The sequence below is a fragment of the Shewanella sp. FeAMO genome (genome assembly GCF_053653955.1).
Map to the genome: position 1 here is coordinate 3,067,501 of NZ_CM132201.1, position 23,752 is coordinate 3,091,252.

The following is a 23,752-nucleotide window of genomic DNA, read 5'->3' on the forward strand; positions in this document are numbered from 1 at the left end:
TATAGTGATTTTCTTATTTATCAATAAGTAATGTTATTTCCACATCCCCGCATCCGGAGATGCAGCCACTATAAAGGCCACAGGTTACAATCAAGTTGCAATATGTAAAATATTTATCAAACTTTAGTGTTAGTTAATTAGTCCTATCAAGGGGTTAGCTTGGAGAAAAAATTGAAAGCGCCTGAGTAACTCTAGTGCTCTAAGAACATGCCATTATCACTATTAGGTTCAAAGCGGCTTAAGTTGGCCGTCACGCAAGCCCACCAACATCAGCTCCCCGTCAGCGCCCAATCTCAGCTCGCCATAACGCCCCTGGCTGAAATGCTCCGCCTGGCCCTCTTCAAAGAAAAAAGCCTGGCTCGCCAGTTGCACTTCTCCCTGACGGACTTTAAACGGCAAGCGTCTTTGCTGCTGCAACAAAGGAGCATCCGGGTCACTCTCCAGCGCCACAAAAGCGGCACGCTGCTGCTCATCGAGACTCACTCTGAGCCAGCCCTGCATATTGTCCTGAAACTGCCCTTTTGAACGCAGCTCATTGGCCAGTTGCCGGGCCAACTCATAATCGAGTTGCATATAATCCCCCTGCATCAGCGAGCGGGGATCCACCGGGGCCAGCTCAAGCAAGATGGGCTCCCCGTGCTGCCAGAGCTGCTCTTTCTGCCACACAGAAATGTTGATGACCAGCAAACAAAGCAGCCCCCACACGAGGCTCAACCCCATTATTTTGGGCGTCAATTTGGGTTTCATGACTGCTCTCCTCCATTCTGCGCCGCCAGCCACTCAGGCCTGTCGCTCAAAGGCTTCAGCGCAAACCAGAGCAGTAGCAGACTCACGCCAAGCAGCATCAGCAGCAAGGATTTTTCCAACAAGGTTTGCTGCAACGAGTAATAGTAATAACCGCAGTAAACCGGCATAGCCAGAACCCCGAGACAGAGCAGCAAGCGCTCGGCCAGCACAAAGCCGAAAACCGCGACCAACGCACCAGCGATAAGCCCGGGGATCCACCAAAACCAAACCAAGGCCGACAGCAGTCCCAGTAGCAACAGCATCTGCGAACGCCCATCCAATTGATGCCGGATTGCGTTCATTCGACTGCCGAAAAGACACCAAAGTTGCCACAGCAGCAAAGCTTCAAGTAACCATTGCGCGCCCTGCAACATAGCAAGGCTCACACCTGGATCCTTTAACTCCCAGACACCTTCCAGCCAAACCAATTGCGGCGTCTGACAAAAGAGCAGCGCCAAGGTCAGGGCCATGGCAAGGGAGCGCCAGCGAAGCGGCGTCTTGCCCCAGTCGGCCTCATGGCGCCAAAGCAGCACAAAGCCCAGTAGCAGTGCCGGCGTCACCAAGGGTAATAGTGCCAGAGTCTGCAACAGCGCAATCAAGGCCAATAATGCCAGCAGCGCGCAACTGGACCGGGTCAAATAAGGTGGCAGCAGATACCAGTGAAGCGATGCCGCCAGAGCCAGCATCAACCACCAGCGCCAGGAAGCCACTTCAAACAGCAGCTCATCAAAGGCTATGCCATAGAGCACCAAGGCGGCAACGGCAAAGCTCAAGGCAAACTGAGAGATAAACAGTCCACTTTGACCTCGGCTCAAACCAAAGGCCACTGCAGATGCCGCCAGCGCCAGGCTCAGCAGCAACCCAGGCTGAATATCGTCCAACAATAACGCCAGGCTGGTGCCGATGAAACCCAGCAAACAGATCCCGGCTAACCAGCCAAACAGGATAAGCATCGCCTTGAGATACCAGGGACTTTGCAACTCTGGTGTATCTTGTGTCACATCCCCCGAGACAATGCCTGCCTGCTGCAGCCGTTGCCAGAAAAGGCTGCCCGCATTAGGGACGATTTGCTCATCCTCCCCGGGCTCTGTGTCGGCTGTCGCATCTTTGTGTTTTTGGGTCTGTTGCTCTGGTGCCGTGGCCAGATAGTCAGCCTGCAAGCGCTTTAGCAGCAAGGCGACGACTGAGGCACTGAGCAGCACACAAAGCGTCATCAGGGCAAACAACAGTACCACGGCATCACCATCAAGCACTTCAGACAGCAAGCGCAGCAACCAGAGATCAAACAGCGCTGCCGTGCCGAAAAGCCCAAGCGCCATGCCGTAGAGTTTACGCCTTGTGTGATAGCCTCGTATCAGCGCTGCGGCAACAACCCCGTAGAGAACGACAGCAATAAACTGCTCTTTGCTCAAGGAGTCGAACAGTGTCCAACAACTCGCCAACAACAAAAAGCCCCAACCGAGCAGCCCGCTTGTTACCTCGCTGAGGGGGATGCCGTGCTTGTCTGTCAGCGCAAAACGAAGCAGGCATTGATGCAGCAGCCAATTAAGCGCAAACAGTGACCAAGGGATAGCGAGCCTGTCATCCCCCAGGAAGCTAAACAGGTCTGCAAACGGCAATGAGGTTATCTGCAGCAACAAGCACAGGGCCAGGTTCAACAGCAAGATAATCAGCAGATAACCGGCTTCCAGTTTCAGAAATACCACCCAGGGCAGAATAAGCAGTGCCCACACGGCAAACAACTGCCAGTTGTCAGCCCCTTGCTGATAGCTCTGGCCGATAAAGGCCAGCAAGACGCCGATAAACACACAGGCCACAAACAGGAGCCAGGGCAAAGCGCCTTGTGCCTTGTCGGCAAGGGGTGGCTTTAACCATCGGCTCAACGCAAAGGCCAGCAACAAACAGCCCAGCAAGCCGGTTTCCAATAACGCCAACTTGCCCATGCGCGGTAAAGCGGCCCAGTTGTAGGCAAAAAAGCAGATAAGCGCTGAAGCAAAACAGAGCGCAGCGCTACCCAGCAGCAAAGGGTTGAAAAAGCTCAGGCTCTGCTTGGCCCCGGCTGATGGCAGTAATCCCAAGGCTTTGCGCCACGCAGCCCACGAGACAAGATGTTGCGAATGCCATAGATAAAGTTGCTGCTTGGCCTGGGCTCTGTGTTGTTGCAAAGCATCCATGAAATGACCTGCCCGCTTTCCTTGAGTGAATTAAGTTCCTATATTTAATCACAAGATCAAACAGATCAGCAGAGTTGGAGGTAGGGTTTGTGTGTCAGACGTTTCCATACCGGGAAGATATCAAGAAGAGCTCCTGTTTGGCAGTGGCTGTTGGCTTGCCTATTTCAGGCTTGTCTGTTGCTGCCCACGCAAGTGCAGGCCGCCACTGAGACGCCCGAGTCTCGCGACTCAAGGCCCCTTATCCTGGTGGGCGGTTATGATTTTCCGCCCTATATCCGGCTGCACAATCAGCATCCACCCTCGGGCTTGAGTATCATGCTGCTCGATGCGATTGCCGCCAGACACCCCGAATATCGATTTCTGTTTGTTCCCACCAGCATACACAACAGATACGCCGCCTTCAGTCGTGGCCGTTTCCAGATGATGTTGTTTGAAAACCCACAGTGGGGCTGGAGCAAACTCAACCCACAGCCACACTTCATCCCACTGCCATTTGAAGACAGTGAGATCTATATCGCCAAGGCAGAGAAAAATCGCGACGAGCAGTTTTTTAACCAATTGAACAACAAACAGATGTTACTGGTGGAAGGTTATCATTACCCCGGACTCTGGCAGGAGCTCGGAGGCCCACCTAAAAGAGTGCGTTATGTCAGCAGTAATCATGAGGTATTGCAGGGGATCCTCAAAGGGCGGGCAGATATCGCCCCCCTGACCCGTTCCATGCTGGAGCGCTACCTGGCCAAGTATCCCAATAAACGCCGGCAATTGATGATATCCGACCTCAGGGTGCAGCATTATGACCACCATATTCTGCTCGCGGACGATGCCGCCATCAAAGAGACCAAACTGATAGCCACTCTGGAAGCGTTACGAGCCGAAGGCGTGCTGCAAAAGTTGTCACGTCAGTTCAGCCTGCCCTTGCGAGCGCCGTCCATGGCGCCAAAGCCGCTGACAGAGGCGAAAGAACCCTCTGTCAGTCCCGTTGCAAGGCAATAATGGGATCCAGTTTGGCCGCCTTCTGCGCCGGATAGAGGCCGAAACCGACCCCAATACTCATACAAACCCCAAGCGCCAGCAGTATCGCAAAGGGAGACCAAGCCACAGGCCAACCGGCCGCAGTTGATATAAGCAGCGCCAGTCCCAGCCCTACGACTATGCCAAACAGACCGCCGGTAGCCGAAATGGCGATACTTTCAATCAAAAACTGCCGGGCGATATCCTTGCGCCTGGCTCCCAGCGCCCGCAGCAAACCTATCTCGGCGGTGCGCTCCAAAATGGTGGCGAGCATAATGTTCATAATGCCAATCCCGCCCACCAGAAGCGAGATCCCGGCGACACAGGCCATGACGATATTGAAGATCTGTTGAGTCTTCTGATGTTGGGCCAGAAGGTCGGCCGGCACCACTATGTCATAGTCCTTCTCACCGCCATGACGGCGCTGCAACAGATGATTCAGGCTCTTGGCCGCCAGCGAAGGCTCAACCTCTTCCCTGAGCGACAGCTTAATCATGTCCAGCTCATCCTCAAGCGCCTTGAACTGCATCTTTTTCAGGGCGCTCGACAGTGGAATAAACACCTGATTGCGCTCGCCCCCAAGCTTGACGCCCTGGATTTTGGACTTGCCGCGATTGGCATCGGCCAAGATACCCACCACGGTAAACCATTGATGGTTAACCTTGATGTTCTTGCCAAGGGCATCGCCTTTGGGAAACAGGCTGCGGGCCGCCTCTGGCCCCAACACGGCGACCTGGCGAAAGTAAACTTGATCCTGCTCGGTAAAAATCTGCCCTTCACTGAGCTTGAGCGACGTCAGCCCAAAATAGCTGGGAGTCACTCCCATCACACTGGCATCGCTGCGCCCTTCGGCGGAAAACAGGCTGAAGGCCTTTACTTCCTTGGCGGCGCCCCAATCCTGGATAAAAGGCAAGGTGTCCCTGGCACTGTCGATATCACGCAGGCTCAGACCGACACTGTGTTCACGAATCGATTTCAGCGCCTCGCCGTCATTGCTGCGGCTGTTGACCACCAGATTGCGAACCCCCATGGATTCAATCATCTTCAAGGCTTCACGCTCGGCACCCTCACCGACGCTGAGCATGGCTATAACGGCGCCGACACCGAATATCATCCCCAGCAACGTCAAGGCGGTACGCAGTTTGTGGTGGCGCATCTCATCGAACGCCTGGGCAAATCCTTGCCATAGCCCTATCACCGGACTCATAGCTGACTCCTCTTGGGTGGGGTTGTCAGGGCTATTACATCACCGGGATTGAGCCCGGCGGTAATTTCGGTGCGGTTAAGGGACCTGTGCCCCGGAGTCACATCCCGGCGCACAAAGCCGCCGCCCTGCTTGAGAAACACCCAGTAGCGCCCGTCTTTTTGAAACAGGGCCTGATTGGGCACAGTCAATACATCATTGAGATCCAGCACCTGTACCTTGGCGTTCACTTGTCTTCCCGGCTGCATAATGGCCGGCAAAGTTTGATCCAGGCTGATGGTGAACTGGAAATAGTTCACCGGGCTATCTCTGTCTTTGGGCTTAGCCAGCGCATCGACCTGGGTCACTGTGCCGCTAAAAGGCCGCTCAGGATAGGCATCCAGAGTCACGGTGGCCTGCTTGCCGATGGCGAGCCCCACAGCTTCCGATTCAAGCACATAGACCCTTGCCTGCATCACCGAAGTATCCGGCAATATACCTATGGGGAATCCGGACCAGATCATGTCACCCACCACAGGAAAGGCGCCATCCCAGCCAGCCTGATAGACAAACAGCCCATCGTGCGGCGCGATGATCTCCATCTGTGATAGATTGCCCTGATACCTGTCCATCTTGGCCTGATGGCCTTTCTGTTTCAGCTTGATAAGCGCCTGCTCGGCATCGGCCTGCGCCTGGTGCTGAGTGCCGCCCCACTGAAAATAATCCAGCTTGGCATCCAGATATTCCTTGTTGCGCATCTGATCTATGATGTCGATTTTGGTGTAGACCCGCTCATCTTCACTGAAAAAGCGCTCGGCCAACTCCCGCTCATTACCTGTAACCTTGCTTCCCAGAGTCAAACTCTGGCTCAAGGTGAGATCTTTCTCTGTCTGGATCTGTGCATCCTGAGCCAGGCGCTCAAAGTCGAAGGCTTCCATCTGCAAGCGAAACGACTCCCTTGTATCATCGAGCCTGGCCACCACATCCCCGGCCTTAACCTGGGTAAAGTTGTTCTGGATCCAGGCCAGGGACTGAGGCCCACGTAACCCCGTGGGCACCACAACGGGAGTGGACTGCGCCGCTTCCAGCTCACCGCTGGCGGGGATATTGACCTGAAACTCGCCGCGGCTGACTGTCATGGTGAGCACACCATCGTTGCCGCTTGGTTGGCAGCCACTCAAGGCCAAAGCTATTAAGGCCTGCGTTATCAAGGCACAAGCGATTAGCGAATGATTCTTCATGGCAGCAATACCTCATCGCCCACCTGCAAACCGGAGAGTATTTCAACCTGATCACCACCCATGGCACCAACCCGCACCGACTGTTTGCGAGCCCCCAAGAGCCCGTCCAGCAGCACATAAGGATGACCGGCCTCGTAATGCACCGCATCCTGAGCCACCAGAGTACGCTGGCTGTCATCGGCAATTTCTATGCTGATCTTGGCGGTCATTCCCGGACGCATCAGCTCGGTATCCGGCTCGTCTATGCTGGCAACCGCATCGAACACCACCAGAGGAACCTCCTGGCTTTTGTTACGAAAAACCGCGCCCAACTCTTTGATTTTTCCTGTAAATACTTTATCAGGATTGGCATCCAGACGGATCTTGAGTTGCTGGCCCAGTTTAACTCTGCGGGCTTCTACTTCAGGGATCGCCATATTGACCTGCATGCTGTCGAGATCCGGGATAGACAACACCACATCACCGGCAAACACAGATTGGCCCTCTTTGAGCTTGTTGCCCTGAGGATCGTTGCCATAAACCACCATACCGGCACGGGGCGCCACCAAGGTCATCGAGGCAATACCCTTTTTCAGCGCCGCCACTTCGGCAGCGAACTTCTGCCGGTCTCCGTCGAGCATGGCTTCCCGTTGCCGGGCGCTCTGGGCCTCCAGCACCAGTTGTTGCTGCACCAGAGTCACTTTGTCACGGGCGATCACCGCGTCACGTTGGTACTTTTCTTTATCCAGCGCCGCAACTGTGTCATCAGAGAGGGCAAACTTACGCTCGGCCTTGTCCAACTCCATTTTGGCCTCCGCCAGTTGCAACTTGAGCTCTTCCATCTTCTTGGCATTACGCAGCTTGGAAGTCTGCAAGTCCTGCACCGTTGCCTCAAGCTCGGCCGATTTGACCGACAACCTTTGGGTCAGTTCCGAGGTATCCAACTGAGCCACCATCTCGCCGCTTTCCACCTCGCTGCCTTCGGGCGCCAGTTGCTTGACCTGGTATTGCCAGATGCGCCGCATCACAGGCGGCATTAAAGACACGGTATCGGCCGCCACCAGCTCGCCGGTGACTTCTATTTTTTGACTCAAGGGCCCCTGCACCACCTGAGTGCTCACCCCATCACTGCAGGCGCTCAGCGCAAGCAGTGCCAACCAGGCCAAACTAAAACGCTTCATGTTTGCCTCCGGTTTCCACCAGCACACTCATGCCGGGGATCATGGCGATATCCTCAGGCGCCTTGAAACGGATCCCGACTTCGAACCAATTACTGCGGCCCCAGGCAGGTAAATTGATGGCCTGGCGACCGATACTGGCTATTTGTCCGGGAAAGGCGCGCTCAATTTCCGCATCCAAACTCATGGTGACGGCTTGCCCGGGTTTCAGGCGATCCACGTCCACCTCATTGACCCAGGCGATCACCTCCAGATCTTCCATGGCTGGCACAGTGGCAATTTGTCGCCCCACTTGCACCGTATCCCCCACCTCGAATTTTTTGTTGCTCCAAGGGTCCCGTCCAAGCAGCAAGGGGCCGGCGATTTCGGCTTTCAGCTCCAGGCTGTCCAAGTCCTTGAAGGCCTGGGCCAGCTCGAGCGCCGCCTTTTCCTTGTCAATCTTCAGCTGTGCCAGAGTCGCCTTCTCGGTATCCAGAGCTTCGGCCAGTGCTTGCTTGGCCTTGGTCACCTCCGCGTTTATCTGCAACAGCTTGAACTGATTGTCGGCGTACTCCTTGGCAGCAATAAAATCCGCCGGCACGGCCGCTACCAGTTGCGCCTTTTCCTGCTCCAGTAACTGCTTTTTCAGCTCAAATCTGGCTTGCAATACCTTGGACTTGAGCTCTATGGACTGGCTCTGCTCCTGCGCCGATACCCTGAGCATGCTGGCTTCCAACTGTTCTATCTGATTGGCTACCTGACTCTTGTCAAACACCACCACCACTTGCCCAGGGGACACCAAAGAGCCCTCGGGTAACATCCACTGAATTTGATAGCGCCAGGCATCACCGGCCTTGGGGACGCTGAAAGTCTGCGACTTGGCGGAACTGACTTTACCTGTCAGTAGCAGCTGCGCGGCGGGCTGCGACTTGGCGTCCGTCACCTTGTCCGTTAGAGGCTCCAATGGAGAAGCTATCGAAGAAGGTGAGCCGGCTGCCACCGCTATGGCGCTTCCTGAAACAGCCAAGCTTGAAAAAGTCAGGCCCGAGACCGCCAGGCTCAAAAGTAAAAGAGAATCAGGCCGCATTAGCCCTCCTGTCACTCTGCAGGCAACCATCTCGCATGCGGATAACCCGCTGGGCGTAAGCGGCCACTTCCTCTTCGTGGGTCACCAGAATAATGGTTTGCCCTGCGGCATGCAGCTCGGTAAACAGCGCCATGATCTCAAGCGAAGTCTTGCTGTCCAGCGCCCCTGTGGGCTCATCGGCCAGCAAAATGGCCGGGCGATTGACCAGGGAGCGGGCTATCGCCACCCGCTGACGCTGACCGCCCGAGAGTTGGTTGGGCCTGTGATCCAGTCGCTCTCCCAGCCCGACACGCCTCAGTAATTCTATGGCGTGGGTTTCATCGCCCTGCCCTTCTGGACTGTATCTCAGCGGCAGCATCACATTTTGCAGCGCCGTGAGTCTCGGCAAGAGGTGAAAACTCTGGAACACGAAACCTATCTGGCGGTTACGCACCGCGGACAAGGCATCATCATCCAGTTGTCCCACCTCTTCGCCATTGAGCAGGTAACTGCCGCTGCTGGGTTTATCCAGGCAGCCGATGATATTCATCAGCGTCGACTTGCCTGAACCCGATGGCCCCATGATGGCCACAAATTCATTGGCTTGAATGTCGAAACTGACTTCATCAAGCGCACGCACACAGGCGTCGCCCATCTGATAGGTTTTGCAAAGTTGTTGAAGCTTTATCATTGCTCTTGGTGGGTATTGCGACCGGCGCTCAACCACTCCTTGTTATTGTCTGCAGCTTTGAACCTTGGATAAAGGTGCAAGTTCCCTATTTAATGCCAAATTCCAGCGCCGGACCGCAAGCTAATTGTAAGCTGACATTTCAGCGCCGAGAACCAATGCCGTGATGACCTCAAACAGCTTGAGGCCGATACAACGCTTCTTGGTGTATTTGGGCCTGGCTCATGAATTCTTGCCTTGGAATCGGGCTTAGGGCCTGACTTATGGCATAGCCCCTATCCAGGCAAACAGGGCCGCGAGGCCGTAAAGCAGCGGCGGCAACAGGCTCTGGCCACTTTTTTGCCCGCCAAGCAGTCTGGCATAGAGATGCCAGACCATCAAGAGAAGTAGGTTGAGAACAATAAAGAGTATTAAACCAAACACATAAGTTGCCGGCATTAGTTCAAATGCGCAGGCTATCAAGGCCAGAGCAGCAGTAAGCAAGAAGGGCGCAAAGCTGAGATCCGCAAAGCAGTCCTGCTGTTCACGCCCGCTGACGCGGCCATGGTTTTCCTGCGTCCAAGGTGCCCCTTGCCAACGTTCACGGGCTTTGGAACGGACCCTGGGCCAGAACTCAATTACCAGCGCGAACAAGATGATACAAGCAGCCAATAACAGACTCAAAAGCATAATGCCTCCCTCCCATGGACAAAGAGACAGCCTGCGGCCGCATTTTATTGCATCACATGTTGGCCATTATCCAGTAGTCGAGGCGCTTTTGCGGCTCGGCCAAGATGGTTTTGCAGCTGTCTTTATATTGACTCATCAAACCACCCAAACTCTTGCTGTTACCCATGGTTTCCAGCATTTCAGCACGGGCCGCAGCCACGCCCTTCTCGGCATCCTGCGCCGAACTGTACTGGGCGGCCAAAGCCTCGGCATCCTTGGCAGATTGTTTCAGTCTATCTCCAACGGCGGCCATCTGCGGTGCATTCATTGCTGCTATGGCTTCAGAACTTATCTGATAATAGGCGGCGCATTGCTGCAACTCGGCGCTAAAGGCCTCCTCGGCAGAACCGGCGAGTGCTGTGGCACTGGAAAATAAGCCGATGGCGGCAACGACAGACAAAACAGTTTTATGGGACATCTTGGTGATCCTCTTGATATCAATGAAGGCAAGCTACTTTAGTGCCTGATGAATTTCAAGGTTTTAGGGTCAGACTGTAGTGGAAAAATTCATTGTCCCGGACAAAACCAATGGACTCATAGAGCGCTTGAGCCCTGACATTATTACGCTGGGTTTCGAGGATCAATTCATCAATGCCCTGTGCTTTGGCGTAACTCAGCGTGGCATCGAGCAGCGCACGACCTATGCCGACACACCTGGCATGCTGAGTGACATAAATATCATTGAGGATAAGCAGCGGCGCCGCCTGCAGCGAAGAAAAGCCGGGATAGAGCTGCACAAACCCCAAGGCTTGGTTTTGCTCATCCGGCAGATAAAAGATCACGGATTCATCCCGCTTAAGCCTTTGGCTGATAAAGCTTAACGCCAGTTCGGGCTCGCTGGGATATCCATAAAACCGGCGATACTCATCAAACAGCGGTGAGATAATCTCGGCATCCTGTGACTGTGCCCGAATAACTTGCTTTAGCATGAATGATTTCCCTTCAATTCTATTGTCCTAAGTGGCGCTCACTCACTGTGCGAGTTCGGCATGGTACTGATCACTGTAAAATGCCAGCCTGTCCTTGAGGCCTTGTTTCACCTCAGGCCATTCGCTGTCAATGATGGAGTAAACCACTGTATCCCTGACACTGCCGTCCTTGAGCAGTCTGTGATTGCGTAAGATGCCATCTTGCTTGGCTCCCAGTCGGGTGATGGCTTCCCGTGAAGCTTGGTTGTGAAAATGGGTTCTGAACTCCACCGCCATCACATCCAGGGTCTCGAAGGCGTATTCCAGCAACAACAGCTTGGTTTCGGTATTGATGGCGCTGCGCTGCACGCTCTTGGCATACCAGGTATACCCTATCTCCAGCCGGCGGTTGGCCTGATCCCAGTTGCAAATGCGGGTACAACCGACAATTGCACCGCTGCTTCGGCTACGTACCGCAAAGGCCAAGGCTTCACCGCGCTGCTCACTATCCAAAGCCTGCTGGATATACTCCTTCATCTCATCCGGATGCGGCACGCTGGTGTACCACAAGCGCCACAACTCACCATCGGCGACCGCCAGCGACAACGCCGGCAGATGATCCTGACTCAAAGGTTCGAGGATCACATGTTCTCCGGTCAAGCATGCTTCCAGTCCCATGATTTGCCTCCCTAATAATGCAAGATGATGATTTAACACTTGTTTGATTACCAGACTAACATGAATAAATCATTAAACCAGAGAAAATGTTAACAAACGGTTTCTGCAGCAAGCCAGCTGAACTCTGTCAATCTGACGGGAAAACCCGGCCTTTTGACCCGCTGAATATCAGCCAGGGCTGCAGTCAATAAGTGCAACACGCATGGTTGAACGGACTGAGGCATCAACCGTTGAGCAGCACGCTTCTGCTCACTATATAGATTGAATTGAAGCAACCTGAGATGGTGCTCCTGAAGAACCTCCTGATCACATAGACGGAGTCGCACTTCCAAGTTGAATTCGTGCTTCCCTTGAATCACTATAGAGAGACGGTAATAGAGTCATGACAGTTGAATAATTGCAGTCGAAGGCAGAATGATGAGTAAGAAATGTTTTAATTTAGGGACCCTATCCGAGGACTTCGACGAGTCTGATTGTATGTTTAAAGAGGTTGATGAGAGAAGTTACTTTTATGCCACCAATGAATATATACCTTGCTCTTCTATTTCACCCATAACTTGGGAGGATCCAGAGATATCAGATAGTACTGAGATTCCTGATATCGTTGAAAAAGGTGATAAGCTCGTATCCAAAGAAGTTGCTAAACTAATAATGTCATTTGACCCTTATGGTGTGGAGATATATCCAGCAAGTTTGCTCATTGAAAATGAACTTCTTACAGAAAGGTACATAGTATCAATAAAGAATGTCATTGACGTTATAGATACTGAGCGTAGTAGAATTATTCAAAATCCAAAGCCCCACCGACCACCTATTGTTTCTCGTCTAGCTATATGCCCGGAAAAACTCGAGCTTATTCCATTACATAAACGTTTGGTTTTTAGGGTGAAAGAGTCAAATACGGTATTTTTTGATGTTAGTATTGTGGAAAAGTTTATCGCTGGCCTTATGAACGGCCATCATAATTTATGTCAAGCAATTCCGTTTGATACATCAGAATTAACCCCAACAATATAAGCGCTCAGAATAGTAAAACGTTGGCCGGGTTAACCCCGGCCAAATATCGTGCCAGTTACAACAATTCATAACTACCGGCAACCCGGAACCAACCGGCTATGCTGGCGCGATCTTTATGGGTTGGCAGTACTTCATGGGGGAAACGCTCGCTCAGGAAGATCACCAGAGTGCCCATTCTCGGCGGGATCTGCTCAAGCAGAGCGTCGTCCTCTTCATAGAGCATCAGCTCGCCACCATCACCCAGTTGCCAGTCGGGGTTAAGGAAAAATACCGTGGTCAAGATCCGGTTGCGACTGCCCCGCAGCGCATCCAGGTGTTTACGGTAAAAAGTACCAGGGCGATAAAAGGCGTAATGGCTTTCATAATCGAATAGCCCCATAAACAGGCGCCGGTTAAGCCCATGACGCAAGCAGGCCATGTATTCCAAATAGTCGGCATCCGGTTGTTGTGCTTCATTCAACCAGCGGATCCTGTCTGAACGTATCTCCTGCTCGCGAACACGCTCATTGCCACGGCCGATTTCAGCCCAGCGAAAACTCTCTACCGGCGAGTGGTTAACCTTATCCAGCAATGCGCTACTCAACGTCTCCGGCAGCACATCATCAAGCACTATGTATCCCTTGTCCGTAAGTGCATCGGCAATCCTGTCCAATAGTTCATCGTTTAATAGCGAAACCAAATGGGGATCCTCTCTGAAATGCTGCGGCTGTTATTGCCTGCTTATTGACAAAGCCACAACCTAAAAAGCCCCCACTTGAATAAAGCGGGGGCCGATTCTGATAGCAGCGGATACTAGAGCATTCGACTTGGGCTGACAATCAAAATAAAACTTCAATTCATATAGTTACAACACTAAGCATATATTATCAAAGAGACTCTTCAAGCTAAACAGGGTGCAAATTCAAGCGCTTGAGTTGTAGCTTGAATCCATTGATGGGAAAAATCAGCTCGCGCCTGTTGGCAAGTTAATTATCTTCTATACTCTCAAACAGGATTATGACTGTAAAACAGTGAATTATGGGATCAGAACGTCAACCAACGCGTCAGTTCTATGTTCGTGCCGCCATCATAGCCGCCGAACTGGAAAAGACTCAGGGCCACTGCAAAGAGATTAATATCATCGCCAGCAATGCCCAGGCGGCATCGATTCGCGCCGGCAGCATGGCGCTGGGCTTTAAGGCGCTGACCCACTCCATCGACGAACTGGCGCATTTCACCACCCACTCAGCCGCGAGAATCAATCATCTGGCACAGACCATCAGCCGCCTGACCAGCGAGCAGACCCGAGTCCGCAAGGCGATGCTGCAATTTGCCCGCGCCAGGGAGAAAGCCCGTAAAGCCCGTTATGGCGACAGCATCATGCCGGCGCTGGAGAAGAACAGCCAACACTTTACGGCCCTTGAGCAGCAGTGCAAACGCCTGAGCCTGGATATTGAATTGCAACTGGAAGAGCTCTGCCAGCAGCTGAAAACCGCTAAAGTGCTGGCCTCGCTGTGCCGCATCGAAGCCTGCCGGATAAAGCCCGCCGACCAGGCCACTTTCAACCATGTTGCCAACCGGGTCGATGCTGCTGCCGGCGCGATCCGCACTCAGGTAGATAAGGCGATTCAATTACTTGAACAATAAGGGAGTACAGGGATGAAGAACCAACTCTTGTTGGAAACCCATAGCCACAAATGGATCTATTTTGGCCGGGATCCGGACAAACCCGACGGCATCATAGACACCAATCAATATATGTTGGTCACTGCCGAGCAGGCTCTGCTGATGGACCCGGGTGGCATAGAGCTATTTGCCCCCATGCTGGCCAATGTGGTTTGCCACATTCCCATAGAGCAGCTCACCCATCTATTCGCATCCCATCAGGATCCCGATATCATCTCCTCCCTGGGGTTGTGGGATCAGACGCTGGAGCGGGCCCAGCTGCACGCGCCCTGGATTTGGGAAGGTTTCATCCGCCATTTCGGGATGGAGCATATCCAATACCAGGCCATTAAAGATCAAGGCGGCAAGCTGACGCTCGATGGCGTAGAGGTGCAGTTTATCCCGGCCCATTATCTGCACGCTTCCGGCAATTTTCATGTTTACGACCCTGTCGGCAAAGTGCTGATGTCGGGCGATATAGGTGCGGCACTGGAAGACACGGATGCCGGGCTATTTGTCGATGACTTTGGCCGTCACACCGAGAAGATGCGCTTTTTCCATCAAAGATGGATGCCCTCCAACCGCGCCAAGCAGGACTGGATAGCCAGAGTGAGAGAGCTGGAGCTGGACTATTTATGTCCGCAGCACGGGCGGATATTCAGGGGCGAGCAGATACCTGAGTTTCTCGACTGGTTCGAGCGCCTGGAGGTGGGGGTTGCGGTAGGCAACTGAGTACAATAGCTTGATGCCATGAGCTTGGCCCATGGCAAGTTTTCCGCCATTGAGTCGCTGGCAGCTATCAGAGATAGCGGGCAAAGGCGCTGCCCTCTTTGGTGGCTTTGAGCGGCGCTTCAACCACAGGGGTGCCCAGATAGAGAAAGCCCACTATCTGATCGCTGCCATCAAGCCCCAACGCCGTATTGACCGTAGAGTCAAAGGCAAAGGCACCAGTGCGCCATATTCCGCCAAGCCCCTGGGCAAATGCGGCCTGCTGCATCGCCATCACGGCGCAGCCGGCTGCCAATTGCTGCTCCAACTCGGGGACCTTGGGATGATCTTTGGTCTTGGCAACCACGGTTATCACCATAGGCGCCCTGAGCGGCATACCGGCAGCCTTGTTGATAAAGCCCTCGTCGGCACCATCTGCTGTTGCGGCCGCCACAAAAATATCCGCCAGGCGATTGAGCCCTTCGCCGGTAGCAATAATAAACTCCCAGGGCGCCAGGCCACCGTGATCCGGTACTCTGGCCGCGGCATCCAGGATAATTTTCAGTTGCGCCTCATTCGGCGCCGGAGCCTGCAGTCGTGGACATGATTGACGGGTAAGAAGAAGAGTAAGTGCGTCCAATGCGCGATCCTCAGCTGAGATATCAATGACTTCACAGGATACCAAATCCGCCCCGGATCGCCAGAGGCAAAAAAGTCGGACGAGTTGTTTTAAGCAACAATCAGCCGAGGTTAGCGGTTTTGGGCAGCCATTTACGGCCAATAAAATAGTCCACACTGGTGTAACGGCCGCCGCCCATAAACAGCAATACCAACAGCATAATGAAATAGGTGGCCGCAAACTCAATGCCGTTGTTGAGGATCACCAGGTTACCCGAACTGGTAAGCCAGTCGTAATTGCCGTGCTGCTGCAGTATCCCCTTGGCCCGCTCAAGCTTCTCCACCGAAGCCATCACCCTGTCGTTTGCGAGCCAGGATGAGGGATCGGCAATCGCCAGCCAGCCGTTGGACCAGTGCACACTGAAGGCCGCCACCAACATGGTAATACTCATGGGGATAGCCACCAGCCGAGTGGCCAACCCGAGCAGAAGCAACAAGCCACCAAAAAATTCGGTCCCGGCCGCCAGCGCCACCATCACTTCAGGCATGGGCAAGCCCAGCCCCCAGTCCGGATTACCGAACCAGGCCGCTGTGTCGCTGAAGTGGCTGAGTTTATTGTAACCGGCCTGCACCAGCACCGGCGCCAGATAGAGCCGCAATGCCAAAGGTGCCAGGCCATCGAATTGGCGCAGTGATTTCAAAAATGCCGCATAGGTTTGAATGATGGCTTGCATGAAAGCGTCCTTATTCGGGGAGTATTCCTGTCATGCTGCAGTTGACCCGGCAATAAGCGATTTTATTTCAGTCTTTAGTTTAGAAAGGTGCGAACAAGCCCCATGCCCGTTCTACAACTCAAAGACTCGCTTTACGATCCCATAAGCTCAGGGCTATGTCTGCCTCATAAGCTCAGGGCTGTGCCAACTCAAGGCGATGCCTGACTCAGTTCATCCAGATCGTCAATCAAGTTGCCCAGCTTACGCTTGAAGTGCTTTTGCTGGCGCTCACTCAGGCTCTGGTGCAGTTGCAACAACAGCATGCCGAAGTTTTCCGTGTTCTGCGCCAATTTCTGCTTGTGGACGTCTGACTTGAGCTCATCGGGCGATGTCATCAGCAGCCGCAAGCGCTGCGCCAACAAGTCAGAATCACTGCGTTGCAGCAAGGCTTGTTTGAACTGCCGGAGCCACTCGTGACGATACTCGAGCCACATATCCAAGGTCGCCAGTCGGCGGCTGTTGTGCTCATGGATCAGGGCCTTTTGCTGCTCACTCAAACGCCCCAGCCAATCGGCAAACAGCTCCTCCAGCCGTTCATCCGCATCTTTAATCAGTTGTTCCTGGTTCTTGTCCTTGTATTCATCCACCAGCTCCTGCTCATCGGCCTCCAGTTTGGCTATCACCTGGGCGACCTGCTTATCACTCAAAGAAGCGATAAGGGGCAAAAGATCGTCAAACACCTGGGCAAACAGCCGAAACCAGTGATCTCTTGCCATATCCACATGATGGCGCCAACTCTGTGGCGTTAAAGTGCCATCGGCAAGCTCGGTTTGCAGCGTTTTTAACTGGGCACTGTATCTGGGTAACTCCTGGCTGCGATGCCAGACGAGAAAAGGGTCGAGAATGGCGTCAAACGCCTGCTCCTGTTGCCGGTCGAGAGTGACATAATCTTCCAGCTGCCACTCTATGGCCCAATCGAGGAAATAATAGCTGACCTTGGTGGAGCAGGCACTGAGCGCAATAAGCAGCGCCAGGGCAATAACAATGCGTTTCATCCATTAAATACTTTAAGTTGGCTAAGGCCAGGCGACAGCTTCCCTGCCTGACTCATTGATGCTTTACAAGATGCCAGAAGTCATCAAACCAGTCGAGATAAGACTGCTGCTGATTGTCCCAGGCCATCTGCAAGGCCCAGCAGCAGGCAAACAGCCAGTAGACATCGATGGCGGCAGCCACGGCCAGGTGGGCATCGCCGGTTAAATGCGGATGCTGCTCAAGATAGTGATAGATGAGCCACTGCTGCCCCTCGGCGCTCAGCAGATGGGATGACAGCACCCCGGCCAACTCAAACAGCGGATGGGAAGCGCAGGCATATTCAAAATCGACGCACTTGAGTCCATCCTCGGCCAGCAGCAGATTATGAGGATTGAGATCCCTGTGACAATACTGAGGCCTCAGCAGACAGGCTTCCAGCCGAGCGTTGCACTGCTCGAATAACACTTGGGCCGAGTGAAGTTGCATAAGCCGCTGTTGCCAGCTTGAAGGCTGCCCCCGGCTCAGTGCCATATCATCGAGCCGCTCCAGATAGATGCGCCACTGCTCGGCAACACTGATTTCGAGCTTGGGAGCCGGCAATGCTCTCAGCCCCAGCAGCAACTCCAGCAGTAAGGCCTGAGGGGATTTGCCTTGCTTGGCTCCCAATACAGCGCCTGAGCCCAATTCATGTTTAGGCTCATGTCTAGGCTCATGTTTAGAATCATGTTTACGCTCAGGCAGGCCAGAGAGGCTTTTTGAGCTAACATAGGCTTTTTGAGCCGCGCTTGCGATCTCGGTCGCGCCTTTGGATGCGAGTAACTGCTGCCAGTTGGCTTGCGGCGCTTGTTCGATAAAGCGGCTCAGATATAACCCCTTGTCAGCGCTGACCCAAATCAGCCCTGGTGCCAGGTTCGCCTTCTCGGCAACCCGCCAACATGCCAGTTCGTTGTTTCTGTCGCAGATACGGTCTGAGCCCGGGGAATTGACTCTCAGCACCATTGACTCGCTACCGGCCTGCAAGAACCAGTTTTGGTTGCTTAGCCCAAGGGTGAGCGGCTTGGCCCCCTCAAGCGGCCACAACTGTAGCCGCTTGAGGGCGGCGTTGAGCTCGCAGCTCAAACCTTCACCCAGACTGGTTTCAAGTGCTGTCAGCGGTTTGCCTTTCATGCCGCGCCGCTTTCAAGCTGTGAGGAGTCGCGACCGCGGGACTCCTGGGCTCTGGCGCGCCAGATAAAGTATCCGGCTACCGCCATCCCCACGTAGAGCACAAACAAGAGTGAGGTCAACATCAAGCCCTTGCTTAAATAGAGATAGATGGATACCAGATCAATAACCACCCAATAGAGCCAGTTTTCCAGCACTTTGCGCGCCACCAGAAAAGTCGTCATCACAGCAAAACAGCTGGTTGCTGCATCCAGGTAGGGAAAGGCTGCCTGAGTGAAAGTCGCCATCATATGACCGACAAACAGAGACACCAACCCAGTCAACAAAATCAGTACCAGGTGCCGCTGCCAGGGCCAGGAGGTCACGGCCACTCCTTGATGGTTTTCCCCACCCCGGCGCCAGAGCCAGTATCCGTACAGCGCCATCGCCATGTAATAGACATTGAGCACTGACTCCATCAGCAGCGCGACTTTCCAGAACAGCACAGTGTAGATGGCGGTGCTGGCAAAGGCTGCCGCCCAACACCAGATATTGGCTTTCATGGCCAGCAGCAGATAGGCCAAGGCCAATACCACGGCTACCGCTTCCCAGGCGCCCATGCCCTGGGCCTGAGAGCCGGCCTCGGCGAGCCAGTGCCAGAATTCACTCATGGGTTATTCCCTGTGGCCCAAGTTCAGCTCACCGCCGATAAATTTACAGACAAACACCGCCTTGCCAAATTTCTCGTGCGCTGCCTGCATCTCAGTGGCCAGCATGGCCATCACGTCGGCATAATCACCGCATACCTGAGTCGCCATGGCATTGGTGGTTCTCTCTATGTTGGCATAACTGTCCAGGCGCTTGATAAACCATTGAATAGGCTCCAGGTACTCATCGTGGAGCGGATACATGCTGATTTCGGCAGTTAACTTCATTTTACATCTCCTGTAATGAACCGGGGCGCTGCAACACGCCCCGGCCGACAACGGCTTATGCCATCAGATAAATTTGACGTTGAAGGTCACACCAATCTGGCGTGGGTCCCCGTAGCGGATATATTGCTTCTCGGCCCAGTCCTGATCCGGCTCATTGCCGAAGTAGAAACCGCGCACGCCGTATTTTTCATCGAACAGGTTGCGGCCCCAGAGGTAAACCGACCACTTGTCGGCCTCATAGCCCAGCTTGGCGTTGACCACTTGATAGTCTTCAGAGCGGGAGTCATTGCTGTCTGAATAGTAGAACGCACTCTTGCCACTGCTGTTGAGGTTGGCAAACCAGCCCATGTCATTGCGCCAGGTCATGCCGAGACTATAGGTCCATCTCGGCGAGTGGGCCAGTTCCCGGCCGCTGAGATCCACAGGGTTGCCATATTTATCCTGATACAGGTAATCACCGTATTCTGTCTGCAGATACCCAAGGCTGGTGTAGAACTGCAGTGAATCTGTGGGATACCAGTTGGCTTCCAGCTCGGCGCCATAGTTATTGGAGCTGCCGGCGTTTTCAGTGAACAGAATAAAGCGCTGGGGATCGACAGGATCCTGCAGCGAGGCCGCTACCTGCTGATCTTCCCTGTCCATAAAGAACAGTGCCAGACGTGTATCCAGCAAGCCATCGGCCCAACTGGATTTCAGCCCCAGTTCATAGTTGTAGAGGATTTCGGTATCGAACTCTTTCTTGTCGGCCAGCTCCTGGGGCAGCGTCATATTAAAACCACCGGCCTTGTAGCCCCTGGCTATCCGAGCATAGGCTTCATGGTGTTCAGTCAGAGCCTTGGACAGGGCGATATGGCCGCCCCACATGTTTTCCGATGGGCTAAAGGCATCACCATTGCTGTCGCTGTAGTCACTCTCACGTCGCTCGATACGAGCACCGATAGACAGGCTGTAGCCCGCCCCCAGATCTGAGTCCAACTGGGCAAACACCGCATAGTTACTGGCGCTGTAGCGGGAAGTCAACACTTCATCCGGCCAGCTGTTGTATTCAGAGTAGAGATCATTGTCCTCATCGAGATCCATAAAATAGAGCCCGGCCAGCCAGTCTGTGCTGCCGCCGAAAATCCGCCCGGCCTCGTTGGAGCTGAATCTGAACTCCTGTGACAGAGTGCGCCGCTCGCCGCGTTTATCCCAGGTGTAATCGTACTCACAGGGTGCGCCGCCGCACTCTTTCCCGGCCCAGTAATCCGGGTTGGCCCAGTCACCGTCGTAACCGTGATGATGATCTGTGGCGGCATAGCTTGACAGGGACACCAGCTCAAAAGCCTCGAAGCCGGTATAACTCAGCTTGAGACTGGATCCCGTGGTGCGCTGCTTGTCGACGCCCGGCGCATCGGTAATGGTATTGAAGCCGTTATTGTCCAGGGTCCAGGCATCATAACCATTGTCAAAATCGGCGTGCAGTAGAGTGAAGTCCGCCTGCAACTTGTCGGTGGCGTACCAGCGCAGCTTGATACGGCCGCTGAATTCATCGCGCTCATTGGTATCGTCACGGCCCAGATACAGGTTGTCGCGATAACCGTTCTGCTTGTGTTGCTGCAGCGCCACACGATAGAGCAACTTGCCGGAATCAGTCACTGGGCCGGAGCTGAAGCCGCTGAAGGTTTGCAGATTATCATTACCGAGCGAGACTTCGGCGCCGTGCTCGAACACGTCTGTGGGATCATTGCTCTTGAGATAGATAAGACCGGCCAGGGCATTGGCGCCATAGCGGGTGCCCTGTGGGCCGCGCAGCACTTCAAACTGCTGCAGGTCGTACAGGCTGGAAACGCTGCCCAGCCCGGAGAGGTCGATATCGTCGATAATAAAGCCCACAGAGGAGTTGGGCGCGCCCTGGTATTGCTCCTGCTCACCTACACCGCGGATCTGGAAGTATCTTGGCCGGGAGCTGGCACCTGACCAGTTGAAGTTGGCCACATTACCCAGCATGTCTTCGAAATGCTCGGCGCCTTGATCTTCAATGCGCTGCTCATCGATAACAGTCACACTGGAGGGCATCTTCTCCAGCGTCAGGCCACGAAAGTCGCCGCTGACGACTATTACTTCCATGGCTTGTTGCTCATCTTGCTTTTCAACGCCGGGATTATCGGCGGCATGAACGGGTGCCCACAGCAGCATCTGAATGGTGCTGGCAAGCAGAGTAGGTACGGTAAACTTGGACATAGGACCTCAAATATTCACAGTTTGAGATCCGGCAATAAGAAAGCGAGTTGAAAGTGCACGAATTGTGGCCCATTCCTACGCCGGTACTAGCCGGATCAGGTTCTAAGGGTTCGTCATACGACATCTCAGTCAACCGCAATGCGGTAAACACCCCTTGGCGCGGGCCAGTATACACGAGTTACCAACAAAAGTGAGCCAGGTTGCCAAATTGTACCTGAGGGCATAAAAAAACCGCCCACTCCAATACTCCCGAGTGTTGAGCATTCAACGGGAATAATGGCTCGGGCGGCAGTGGTGCCGAGGTTTCAACTTTTAGTTTGAAAAGGCCTCGCGCACATAGATCTCAAAACGGCTGGCGGTCGGATTCGGCGCCACGGCGCTCACCTGCAACTGTTGTTTACCATGCAGCTTGACCGACTTCCAGGACACACCTTCATCATCCAGGGTATAGCCGCTGGCATCATACCAGGTGAACTTGTACTGAATGCGCATATCGGTAGCGACCTTGCTGCTGATGGTGGCTGTGCCTCTGAGCAAGCCGCCCTCGCCTCTGGCCATAAGATCACCCACACTCACAGAGCGGGCAAAGCTGCTGTTGTCTGCGCGGGTTTCACCGGTCGAGCTGGCATACACCCCGGCCGTATGGTTGGCGCAGCCTGCCAGAGCCAGCAGGGTTGCTGCTATTACCAAGACTTTTTTCATCTGCCAATCCCTTATTCTCAATCAATCAAAAAGTGCGCCCTGGCCGTTGCAATCAACTGTTTGCGGTTGGTTTGCCAGCAGTCGATATTGACATTGGCCACTCGCCGCCCCTGACGGGTTATTCGGCACTCGGCGAAACTGTCCTTATGATAACCGGCGCGTAAATAGTCGATGGAAAAATCAACCACCTTGGGCACCTTACTGGTTTGCATAAACACCATAAGCTGGATGATGGCCGACATCTCCATAAACCCGGCTATCACGCCACCGTGAATGGCCGGCAGTACCGGGTTACCTATGTTGTCATCTTTGGCCGGCAGACGAAACACCAGTTCATCGCCAAACCTGTCCACCTGCATGCCGATAAAGCGAGCATAGGGAACATGCTCAAGCAAGTGACTGAAATCATTGGTTTCTGTCACTTTAGCAACTATGCTTTTTACATCCATGGATGCCTTGGGATCTGTCATTTTGTTTCCTCACCCATCAGTGCCTTGCGGAAAGTATCCCCTATCATTTCAGGGCTTATCCGCATAAAGGAGCCAACCGCATGGGCTATGGGGTCGTCTATGCTGTCCTGATAGGCAATGGCCCGGGTGAACGCTACGCTGGATGACAATTTATAACACTCGGCAAAACCATACACCGGCTTGTGGGGCTCGGCAGGCTTCATATAGTCGACCCGCAGATCCAGAGTTGGCGAGATCTCCAGCGAACCATATTTGTCCTTGATGGCACAAACCACGGCGCAACCACTGGCAGTATCCATCAATGTGGTGATAACCCCACCATGAATAACCCCAGTTTCAGGGTAACCCACCAGCTCGGTGCTGTAAGGCAATTCTATCAGTACATGGTGCTCACTGGCCTCATGCACCTTGAGCCCAAGACGGCGGCACTGGGCCAACTGGTTGACGAAACGGGTAGCCAGAGTCGTCAGCGGGAAAAACTCCGGATTCACTTTCATGACGCTGAACTCACCATAGGCCCCAAGGCTTTACCGCCAAGCAGATGCATGTGGATGTGGAACACTTCCTGGCCGCCATGTTCATTACAGTTAATGATTAAACGATAACCGTCCTCGGCGATCCCGGCCTCGGCGGCCAGCTTGGCAGCCACAGTCACCATACGGCCTATGGCCTGCTCATCCGAGGCCTTGGCGTCATTGACTGTGGGGATCAGATGATTGGGCACTATCAGTACATGGGTGGGCGCCTTGGGATTGATATCCCGAAAGGCGGTTACCAATTCGTCCTGATACAGAATGTCCGTGGGGATTTCACGGCGGATAATTTTGCTGAATATGGTTTCTTCGGCCATTTTGCCACTCTCCGGTGTGTCGGTTCAGACTCGGCCCAAGGGCCAAACCTCTGTGTTCTTGGCAGTATAATACCATTCGGCCCGGAGATGTAATCGGCCACGGCGATTTGAACCC

General features: G+C 53.9%; 27 protein-coding genes and 1 riboswitch. Of the genes, 4 read left to right on the plus strand and 23 right to left on the minus strand.

Annotated features, from left to right (window positions below; genetic code table 11):
- Positions 1-228: 228 nt before the first annotated feature.
- Both ACWAU4_RS13805 and ACWAU4_RS13810 read right to left on the minus strand, forming a co-directional pair.
- Entirely contained in the window at positions 229-747 is a 519-nt protein-coding gene (locus ACWAU4_RS13805; protein WP_454290300.1) for a GDYXXLXY domain-containing protein, read from the minus strand.
- A complete protein-coding gene (locus ACWAU4_RS13810) occupies positions 744-2,960 on the minus strand; it encodes a DUF4401 domain-containing protein (protein WP_454290301.1) in 2,217 nt (738 codons plus the stop codon). Before ACWAU4_RS13810 ends, ACWAU4_RS13805 begins: the two co-directional genes overlap by 4 nt.
- A gap of 177 nt (positions 2,961-3,137) precedes the next feature.
- Between ACWAU4_RS13810 and ACWAU4_RS13815 the strand changes: the two genes are divergently transcribed.
- Complete coding sequence (locus ACWAU4_RS13815; RefSeq protein ID WP_025011215.1) at positions 3,138-3,956, plus strand: substrate-binding periplasmic protein; 819 nt, start codon at positions 3,138-3,140, stop codon at positions 3,954-3,956.
- On the opposite strand, the gene ACWAU4_RS13820 is transcribed toward ACWAU4_RS13815, so the two are convergent.
- The 9 genes from ACWAU4_RS13820 to ACWAU4_RS13860 all read right to left on the minus strand — a co-directional run bounded on the left by ACWAU4_RS13820 (position 3,934) and on the right by ACWAU4_RS13860 (position 11,582).
- Positions 3,934-5,181: an ABC transporter permease gene (locus ACWAU4_RS13820; protein ID WP_028780450.1), complete on the minus strand. Its 1,248-nt coding sequence runs from the start codon at positions 5,179-5,181 to the stop codon at positions 3,934-3,936. The two genes, ACWAU4_RS13815 and ACWAU4_RS13820, sit on opposite strands and share 23 nt — an antisense overlap.
- Entirely contained in the window at positions 5,178-6,398 is a 1,221-nt protein-coding gene (locus ACWAU4_RS13825; protein ID WP_025011213.1) for an efflux RND transporter periplasmic adaptor subunit, read from the minus strand. The genes ACWAU4_RS13820 and ACWAU4_RS13825 overlap by 4 nt, the downstream gene beginning before the upstream one ends.
- On the minus strand, positions 6,395-7,558 hold the full coding sequence (locus ACWAU4_RS13830) for an efflux RND transporter periplasmic adaptor subunit (RefSeq protein WP_100142419.1): 1,164 nt from the start codon (positions 7,556-7,558) through the stop codon (positions 6,395-6,397). Before ACWAU4_RS13830 ends, ACWAU4_RS13825 begins: the two co-directional genes overlap by 4 nt.
- Complete coding sequence (locus tag ACWAU4_RS13835) at positions 7,545-8,621, minus strand: HlyD family secretion protein (RefSeq protein WP_044734751.1); 1,077 nt, start codon at positions 8,619-8,621, stop codon at positions 7,545-7,547. The genes ACWAU4_RS13830 and ACWAU4_RS13835 overlap by 14 nt, the downstream gene beginning before the upstream one ends.
- Positions 8,611-9,291: an ABC transporter ATP-binding protein gene (locus ACWAU4_RS13840; protein WP_025887136.1), complete on the minus strand. Its 681-nt coding sequence runs from the start codon at positions 9,289-9,291 to the stop codon at positions 8,611-8,613. The genes ACWAU4_RS13835 and ACWAU4_RS13840 overlap by 11 nt, the downstream gene beginning before the upstream one ends.
- A gap of 258 nt (positions 9,292-9,549) precedes the next feature.
- A complete protein-coding gene (locus ACWAU4_RS13845) occupies positions 9,550-9,957 on the minus strand; it encodes a hypothetical protein (RefSeq protein ID WP_208124874.1) in 408 nt (135 codons plus the stop codon).
- A 52-nt stretch (positions 9,958-10,009) separates the two neighbouring features.
- On the minus strand, positions 10,010-10,414 hold the full coding sequence (locus ACWAU4_RS13850; protein WP_025887134.1) for a hypothetical protein: 405 nt from the start codon (positions 10,412-10,414) through the stop codon (positions 10,010-10,012).
- A gap of 55 nt (positions 10,415-10,469) precedes the next feature.
- On the minus strand, positions 10,470-10,925 hold the full coding sequence (locus ACWAU4_RS13855; RefSeq protein WP_025887133.1) for a GNAT family N-acetyltransferase: 456 nt from the start codon (positions 10,923-10,925) through the stop codon (positions 10,470-10,472).
- A 42-nt stretch (positions 10,926-10,967) separates the two neighbouring features.
- Positions 10,968-11,582 (minus strand): GNAT family N-acetyltransferase, encoded by a 615-nt coding sequence (locus ACWAU4_RS13860; RefSeq protein ID WP_025887132.1) that lies wholly within the window; start codon positions 11,580-11,582, stop codon positions 10,968-10,970.
- Between the two features lie 477 nt (positions 11,583-12,059).
- On the opposite strand from ACWAU4_RS13860, the gene ACWAU4_RS13865 reads away from it, so the two are divergent.
- Positions 12,060-12,599 carry a hypothetical protein gene (locus ACWAU4_RS13865; protein ID WP_144190728.1) on the plus strand — a complete coding sequence of 180 codons (540 nt, stop codon included), beginning with the start codon at positions 12,060-12,062 and terminating at the stop codon, positions 12,597-12,599.
- Positions 12,600-12,654: 55 nt separating this feature from the next.
- Here the strand turns inward: ACWAU4_RS13865 and ACWAU4_RS13870 are convergent, their stop codons facing one another.
- On the minus strand, positions 12,655-13,278 hold the full coding sequence (locus tag ACWAU4_RS13870) for a 2OG-Fe(II) oxygenase (protein WP_208124875.1): 624 nt from the start codon (positions 13,276-13,278) through the stop codon (positions 12,655-12,657).
- A 338-nt stretch (positions 13,279-13,616) separates the two neighbouring features.
- On the opposite strand from ACWAU4_RS13870, the gene ACWAU4_RS13875 reads away from it, so the two are divergent.
- Together ACWAU4_RS13875 and ACWAU4_RS13880 are read left to right on the plus strand one after the other, a co-directional pair.
- The gene (locus ACWAU4_RS13875; RefSeq protein WP_025011204.1) at positions 13,617-14,225 is read left to right on the plus strand and encodes a hypothetical protein; all 609 of its coding nucleotides are present in this window, start codon (positions 13,617-13,619) and stop codon (positions 14,223-14,225) included.
- Between the two features lie 12 nt (positions 14,226-14,237).
- The gene (locus tag ACWAU4_RS13880) at positions 14,238-14,975 is read left to right on the plus strand and encodes an oxygen-binding di-iron domain-containing protein (protein WP_208124876.1); all 738 of its coding nucleotides are present in this window, start codon (positions 14,238-14,240) and stop codon (positions 14,973-14,975) included.
- A gap of 67 nt (positions 14,976-15,042) precedes the next feature.
- Here ACWAU4_RS13880 and ACWAU4_RS13885 read toward each other — a convergent pair whose 3' ends face one another.
- From ACWAU4_RS13885 to hinT, 11 genes are all read right to left on the minus strand, one after another.
- Complete coding sequence (locus ACWAU4_RS13885; RefSeq protein WP_025887130.1) at positions 15,043-15,591, minus strand: NAD(P)H nitroreductase; 549 nt, start codon at positions 15,589-15,591, stop codon at positions 15,043-15,045.
- Between the two features lie 100 nt (positions 15,592-15,691).
- Positions 15,692-16,303 (minus strand): HvfX family Cu-binding RiPP maturation protein, encoded by a 612-nt coding sequence (locus tag ACWAU4_RS13890; protein ID WP_045282668.1) that lies wholly within the window; start codon positions 16,301-16,303, stop codon positions 15,692-15,694.
- Positions 16,304-16,491: 188 nt separating this feature from the next.
- Positions 16,492-17,337, minus strand: a complete 846-nt coding sequence (locus tag ACWAU4_RS13895; protein ID WP_025887128.1) for a DUF6279 family lipoprotein — start codon at positions 17,335-17,337, stop codon at positions 16,492-16,494.
- Positions 17,338-17,389: 52 nt separating this feature from the next.
- The gene (locus tag ACWAU4_RS13900) at positions 17,390-18,484 is read right to left on the minus strand and encodes a phosphotransferase (protein ID WP_208124877.1); all 1,095 of its coding nucleotides are present in this window, start codon (positions 18,482-18,484) and stop codon (positions 17,390-17,392) included.
- A complete protein-coding gene (gene pnuC / locus ACWAU4_RS13905; RefSeq protein ID WP_025011200.1) occupies positions 18,481-19,131 on the minus strand; it encodes a nicotinamide riboside transporter PnuC in 651 nt (216 codons plus the stop codon). Before pnuC ends, ACWAU4_RS13900 begins: the two co-directional genes overlap by 4 nt.
- A gap of 3 nt (positions 19,132-19,134) precedes the next feature.
- On the minus strand, positions 19,135-19,395 hold the full coding sequence (locus ACWAU4_RS13910) for a hypothetical protein (protein WP_208124878.1): 261 nt from the start codon (positions 19,393-19,395) through the stop codon (positions 19,135-19,137).
- A 63-nt stretch (positions 19,396-19,458) separates the two neighbouring features.
- Entirely contained in the window at positions 19,459-21,615 is a 2,157-nt protein-coding gene (locus tag ACWAU4_RS13915) for a TonB-dependent receptor (RefSeq protein ID WP_208124879.1), read from the minus strand.
- A 55-nt stretch (positions 21,616-21,670) separates the two neighbouring features.
- Positions 21,671-21,780, minus strand: a riboswitch (TPP riboswitch).
- 147 nt (positions 21,781-21,927) lie between these two features.
- Positions 21,928-22,317, minus strand: coding sequence for a YcfL family protein (locus ACWAU4_RS13920; protein WP_044734760.1), 390 nt, complete (start codon positions 22,315-22,317; stop codon positions 21,928-21,930).
- Positions 22,318-22,334: 17 nt separating this feature from the next.
- Positions 22,335-22,787 (minus strand): PaaI family thioesterase, encoded by a 453-nt coding sequence (locus ACWAU4_RS13925; RefSeq protein ID WP_025010997.1) that lies wholly within the window; start codon positions 22,785-22,787, stop codon positions 22,335-22,337.
- Positions 22,784-23,284, minus strand: a complete 501-nt coding sequence (locus ACWAU4_RS13930) for a PaaI family thioesterase (RefSeq protein ID WP_028780462.1) — start codon at positions 23,282-23,284, stop codon at positions 22,784-22,786. The genes ACWAU4_RS13925 and ACWAU4_RS13930 overlap by 4 nt, the downstream gene beginning before the upstream one ends.
- The gene (gene hinT / locus ACWAU4_RS13935) at positions 23,281-23,637 is read right to left on the minus strand and encodes a purine nucleoside phosphoramidase (RefSeq protein WP_025010998.1); all 357 of its coding nucleotides are present in this window, start codon (positions 23,635-23,637) and stop codon (positions 23,281-23,283) included. Before hinT ends, ACWAU4_RS13930 begins: the two co-directional genes overlap by 4 nt.
- Between the last annotated feature and the right edge of the window lie 115 nt (positions 23,638-23,752).

Bases quoted from the DNA above. Each gene is read 5' to 3' on its own strand.
- ACWAU4_RS13810 (WP_454290301.1), bottom strand. From the start codon at position 2,960: ATGGATGCTTTGCAACAACACAGAGCCCAGGCCAAGCAGCAACTTTAT.
- ACWAU4_RS13840 (WP_025887136.1), bottom strand. From the start codon at position 9,291: ATGATAAAGCTTCAACAACTTTGCAAAACCTATCAGATGGGCGACGCC.
- ACWAU4_RS13860 (WP_025887132.1), bottom strand. From the start codon at position 11,582: ATGGGACTGGAAGCATGCTTGACCGGAGAACATGTGATCCTCGAACCT.
- ACWAU4_RS13900 (WP_208124877.1), bottom strand. From the start codon at position 18,484: ATGAAAGGCAAACCGCTGACAGCACTTGAAACCAGTCTGGGTGAAGGT.
- ACWAU4_RS13895 (WP_025887128.1), bottom strand. From the start codon at position 17,337: ATGAAACGCATTGTTATTGCCCTGGCGCTGCTTATTGCGCTCAGTGCC.
- ACWAU4_RS13880 (WP_208124876.1), top strand. From the start codon at position 14,238: ATGAAGAACCAACTCTTGTTGGAAACCCATAGCCACAAATGGATCTAT.
- ACWAU4_RS13920 (WP_044734760.1), bottom strand. From the start codon at position 22,317: ATGAAAAAAGTCTTGGTAATAGCAGCAACCCTGCTGGCTCTGGCAGGC.
- ACWAU4_RS13820 (WP_028780450.1), bottom strand. From the start codon at position 5,181: ATGAGTCCGGTGATAGGGCTATGGCAAGGATTTGCCCAGGCGTTCGAT.
- ACWAU4_RS13855 (WP_025887133.1), bottom strand. From the start codon at position 10,925: ATGCTAAAGCAAGTTATTCGGGCACAGTCACAGGATGCCGAGATTATC.
- ACWAU4_RS13925 (WP_025010997.1), bottom strand. From the start codon at position 22,787: ATGACAGATCCCAAGGCATCCATGGATGTAAAAAGCATAGTTGCTAAA.
- ACWAU4_RS13835 (WP_044734751.1), bottom strand. From the start codon at position 8,621: ATGCGGCCTGATTCTCTTTTACTTTTGAGCCTGGCGGTCTCGGGCCTG.
- ACWAU4_RS13875 (WP_025011204.1), top strand. From the start codon at position 13,617: ATGGGATCAGAACGTCAACCAACGCGTCAGTTCTATGTTCGTGCCGCC.
- ACWAU4_RS13845 (WP_208124874.1), bottom strand. From the start codon at position 9,957: ATGCTTTTGAGTCTGTTATTGGCTGCTTGTATCATCTTGTTCGCGCTG.
- ACWAU4_RS13930 (WP_028780462.1), bottom strand. From the start codon at position 23,284: ATGAAAGTGAATCCGGAGTTTTTCCCGCTGACGACTCTGGCTACCCGT.
- ACWAU4_RS13915 (WP_208124879.1), bottom strand. From the start codon at position 21,615: ATGTCCAAGTTTACCGTACCTACTCTGCTTGCCAGCACCATTCAGATG.
- pnuC (WP_025011200.1), bottom strand. From the start codon at position 19,131: ATGAGTGAATTCTGGCACTGGCTCGCCGAGGCCGGCTCTCAGGCCCAG.
- ACWAU4_RS13910 (WP_208124878.1), bottom strand. From the start codon at position 19,395: ATGAAGTTAACTGCCGAAATCAGCATGTATCCGCTCCACGATGAGTAC.
- hinT (WP_025010998.1), bottom strand. From the start codon at position 23,637: ATGGCCGAAGAAACCATATTCAGCAAAATTATCCGCCGTGAAATCCCC.
- ACWAU4_RS13825 (WP_025011213.1), bottom strand. From the start codon at position 6,398: ATGAAGAATCATTCGCTAATCGCTTGTGCCTTGATAACGCAGGCCTTA.
- ACWAU4_RS13890 (WP_045282668.1), bottom strand. From the start codon at position 16,303: ATGCAAGCCATCATTCAAACCTATGCGGCATTTTTGAAATCACTGCGC.
- ACWAU4_RS13805 (WP_454290300.1), bottom strand. From the start codon at position 747: ATGAAACCCAAATTGACGCCCAAAATAATGGGGTTGAGCCTCGTGTGG.
- ACWAU4_RS13850 (WP_025887134.1), bottom strand. From the start codon at position 10,414: ATGTCCCATAAAACTGTTTTGTCTGTCGTTGCCGCCATCGGCTTATTT.
- ACWAU4_RS13865 (WP_144190728.1), top strand. From the start codon at position 12,060: ATGTTTAAAGAGGTTGATGAGAGAAGTTACTTTTATGCCACCAATGAA.
- ACWAU4_RS13830 (WP_100142419.1), bottom strand. From the start codon at position 7,558: ATGAAGCGTTTTAGTTTGGCCTGGTTGGCACTGCTTGCGCTGAGCGCC.